The 3646-nt window shown below is 38.8% G+C and carries 5 protein-coding genes and 1 pseudogene; 1 reads left to right on the top strand and 5 read right to left on the bottom strand.

The genetic code is table 11. The features are described 5' to 3' along the window. Window positions 1-1097 (top strand): annotated as a pseudogene (locus ACWATR_RS38960) (IS4 family transposase); the annotation flags it as partial. Window positions 1098-1319: 222 nt separating this feature from the next. On the opposite strand, the gene ACWATR_RS38955 reads toward ACWATR_RS38960, so the two are convergent. The 5 genes from ACWATR_RS38955 to ACWATR_RS38935 form a co-directional block, all read right to left on the bottom strand. After that, window positions 1320-1616, bottom strand: coding sequence for a hypothetical protein (locus tag ACWATR_RS38955; RefSeq protein WP_460345434.1), 297 nt, complete (start codon window positions 1614-1616; stop codon window positions 1320-1322). Between the two features lie 13 nt (window positions 1617-1629). After that, window positions 1630-1959, bottom strand: coding sequence for a hypothetical protein (locus tag ACWATR_RS38950; RefSeq protein WP_460345431.1), 330 nt, complete (start codon window positions 1957-1959; stop codon window positions 1630-1632). A 294-nt stretch (window positions 1960-2253) separates the two neighbouring features. Next, window positions 2254-2562: a hypothetical protein gene (locus tag ACWATR_RS38945; RefSeq protein WP_460345428.1), complete on the bottom strand. Its 309-nt coding sequence runs from the start codon at window positions 2560-2562 to the stop codon at window positions 2254-2256. Window positions 2563-2610: 48 nt separating this feature from the next. Further along, a complete protein-coding gene (locus ACWATR_RS38940) occupies window positions 2611-3027 on the bottom strand; it encodes a hypothetical protein (protein WP_460345425.1) in 417 nt (138 codons plus the stop codon). Window positions 3028-3030: 3 nt separating this feature from the next. Beyond that, window positions 3031-3471 carry a hypothetical protein gene (locus ACWATR_RS38935; RefSeq protein ID WP_460345422.1) on the bottom strand — a complete coding sequence of 147 codons (441 nt, stop codon included), beginning with the start codon at window positions 3469-3471 and terminating at the stop codon, window positions 3031-3033. Window positions 3472-3646 lie beyond the last annotated feature (175 nt).

Below are 3646 nucleotides of genomic sequence, written 5' to 3'. Positions count from 1 at the left end.
TGAGTCTAAAAAAGAAGGTTACGGCCCAATTGGAAAAGGCGGTAACGGCTTAATATTGCACAGTGCATTAGCTATCAAACCTGAGAGTGGTCAATCTGTTGGGTTGTTGTGGCAAAAACTATGGAATCGGGAGCCAAAATCGAAACCGCTGCTAGATGAAACTCCAACACAGAAGAAACAGCGACAGGCAGCAGCCCGTAAAGAAGCCCGAAACCGACCCTTTGAGCAAAAAGAATCATACAAATGGGTAGAAGCACTCACCACTGTTGAAAACCTTGTTAGTCAGAACACGCAAGTGATTCACGTTTTCGACCGCGAAGGTGATATCACAGAAGTTTTTGATAAAACTCGTCAACTTCAACACACTGGAGTTCTGGTTCGCGCGGCTCATAACCGCAGTTTAGATTCCGATAGTGAACGTCTGTGGTCGAAGTTAGAAGCACAACCCATTAGTTTTGAACAAGAAATCGAATTACCAGCAACTCAAAAGCGTCCGCAACGCCAAACAAAACTGGCAATAAGATTCTGTGCTGTTAATCTCCGAACTCCTTACCGTTTTTCTAATCGTGACCCGCTATCTGTGTATGCTGTTTATGCCACAGAACTTAATTGTCCCGAAGGCGAAACCCCTATCGAGTGGATGTTGCTCACTACAGAAGTTGTTGCAGATATCGAAATGGCTTCGATGATTCTGGGCTGGTACTCTTACCGTTGGCGAGTTGAGGACTATCATAAAATTTTCAAGTCTGGATGCCAAGTCGAAAAATATAGGCTTGCTGCTGAGGGTATGAAAACCCTAATTGGAATCTTTACGTGTGATTGCTGTTGAACTTTTGCAGTTAACTTATCTACACCGCACTCAACCCTTAGCTCCAGCAGTTGAAATTCTCAATCCCCTTGAACTCAAGATTTTAAAAGCTAAGTCCCCTAAACTTCCCAAAGTACTAACAGTTAGCTGGGCTGTTGAAACTGTTGCTCGTCTTGGTGGCTACTTAGAACATCGAAGTAAAACACCCATTGGTATTCAAGTACTGTGGCGAGGTTGGTTAAAATTGCACGACCTCTGTGAAGGCTGGCAGCTTGCAAAGGAGACTTAACGGGAAAAGTCAGATGAATTGATTCGTCCTTGTCTGGATCGCCAGTATAGCTATCATTGTATTGAGGGATTTCCACCAAAAAGCCCCACTTTGTACGCCATTCAATATCAAAGGATCTATCGCAATAAGGTAATAGCCACGGTTTAACTAATTGAAAGCATTGTTTCTTATCACAATCAAAAAATTCACAAATTAATCCTATTGGGCATTTACTCATGGTTCCTAAAATGTCATTTGTTGTACATTTTTAATGTTGCCAGTGCCATTACACCAATTGCATTTTTGAGGCGACTGATCGCCCAACCAGCGATAGACCTTTCCCTCCCCAGCACAAGCAGAACACTGATCTAAGATTGCATCTAACACGCCGCACATATATTTTTGTGCAGCTTCTTGGGTGGGATAATCAGCATGAGATTTTAAGCTTGCGCCTTTCTCTTTGGGGTGTTTTGCTGTAGCGTACCAAAATTCTGTAATGTCATCTTGGTAAGTTTGAATACTTATACCACGGTGTTTCATTTTTATCATAAAGTTAACTAAAAAGCTGATTTAAGATATTGTTTATTTGCCCGGAAAAGCTATAAGAGCAACTGTGAGTAGCTTCATTATAGTTAGCATCAAGGCAATTTTCCGCATTTTCTAATCTACCAACTGGGCCTTTGATTTCAATTATTGCTATTTGTTCACCTTCAGCTTCAATAATTGTTTGTACTCTGGATTCTGGTAGGTTTTCGGGAGAGAGCGAATCTATTGATAAGCCTGTATCTATAATAATATTTGATAAATGATAAATTGATTTACATCCATCATCGGCACAAAATACTAAACAATTATTCCTAACGTAAATCTCAGTAATTCTCATTGTATAAAATTCCTATTCGCCCTTTTTCCTATCTTATAACTTCAACCTTGATTCTCTTCAAATTTGCAAAATGCTCAGTTGTGCGTATGCGGCCCGCATACTCAACCAAGCAATAAGGGGCGTTTGCAATACTGTGTTCGATAATTATGCAGGGCTGCTTTGTTTTCTCGTTGAAATATTTAGTCATAATTCCTTTTTTGTCACATGAACGCTGAAAGACTTCTGCTGTGGTTGGGTAGATATCATCCCTTCCAGCAGAAGCAGAGAATGGAATAGTTTATTTTCTGGAAGTCCCTAAATGGCTGGTTGGTTGACATTTTGACTATACATATTTGAGTCTTCGATAATAACAGAATAATGAGAAAATTCATTGAATTCTAATTCATTAATAAAACCAATTAAAGCAAATGGACATTTACAACCCAAAGCTTGTTTGAGAAAATCAGTATTTAGGTGATATTCTTGGCAGACAATCTCAAAAATCTCTTCACTAGTTAATTCTAGATTTTCATCTAATTCCAATATTTGCGCTTCTATTAAGTTAACTAGCTTTTTAATAGAAAAATAAGTTCCGATTTTGGCAGAGATTGTTAGCTGATTCATCTTAGTAACTATTATTTTTAATTTTACTTTTCTTTTTAGACATAATCTTCAAATTGGGAAATACTGTTGTAAAATCGGGTAAAAAGAAGCAGCAATTGCCTCAAACTTATCACCATCTGGATAGGGACGAAGAATTTCCTCACCGTCTTCGTTCAACCATTCTTGTCGTATTGGAGTGTACTCAAGCGATAGAATTGCAGTTCTCCACCAGCCAGATAATGCTAAATGTTCCCCAGACAAAAATAGTCGGAAATCAACCTTCTTATTTCGATAAACTTCACTAATAGGATTAGAATAAAGACGGTTTTTCGGATCAAAAGTATCGGTAGAATAGCCTTGTAAATTAATTATTAAAAACTCCTTTTTAATTTCTGCTGTTAATTTAAAGCAAGAGTGTAGATAATGAACAGATAAAATTTTAGCGGCTGCTAATTCAAATTCTATAGGTAAAGTAGATAAACTCATTAATTAATAATTTCCTTGAATACCGATGCGAACATTATTGAAAAACTGATACCCTTGTCTTGTAAATTTGCAGACTTGCTCTGTGGCAATCATGGCGTAAATATCGTTAGCACGCACTCCAGGTATGCTTGTAAGTGTAGCGGCTATGGTTGTTCCTCGGGTGGCTTGAACTGCTGCTAGTATTTGTTCTGTAATGAAGTGGGGGATATTGGCGGTGAACCTAAAGTAATCTTCTAAAAACATTAGGTTCTGAGTGAATATGGGATTCAGTTCGGTATCAGTACGAACATGGTATTTGAGTCCATAAGATGCGGCGTAAGCTTCTCCTGGTGGGCAATGCCAATGACCAGTTTCAGTTTTTTGGTAGCGTGAAGGGTATTTTTGGGCTAGATTTTTCGTTTTGAGGTAAGGGCGATGTCTACGACGAGCTATTCGGCGTCGCACGAAAGTGAGTGAAGCAGTACGCTTATTCGTCCTAACCTAACTCAAACTGGTAAAAAGTAACCTCTAATGTTTACGAGTCATTCAAGAGGTGCAAACTGTGCAAATACCTCGGCCCCTGTCAGGTTCTTAGTTTCATTGGCAAAACAGTAATATTTGGGCTTTTCATCAATGAATA

Source organism: Nostoc sp. UIC 10890, assembly GCF_054786515.1.
This window is presented reverse-complemented; position numbering and strand designations above follow the sequence as displayed.

Coding starts and splice junctions, on each gene's coding strand:
- ACWATR_RS38955 (WP_460345434.1), bottom strand. CDS start 1,616: ATGAAACACCGTGGTATAAGTATTCAAACTTACCAAGATGACATTACA.
- ACWATR_RS38950 (WP_460345431.1), bottom strand. CDS start 1,959: ATGAGAATTACTGAGATTTACGTTAGGAATAATTGTTTAGTATTTTGT.
- ACWATR_RS38945 (WP_460345428.1), bottom strand. CDS start 2,562: ATGAATCAGCTAACAATCTCTGCCAAAATCGGAACTTATTTTTCTATT.
- ACWATR_RS38940 (WP_460345425.1), bottom strand. CDS start 3,027: ATGAGTTTATCTACTTTACCTATAGAATTTGAATTAGCAGCCGCTAAA.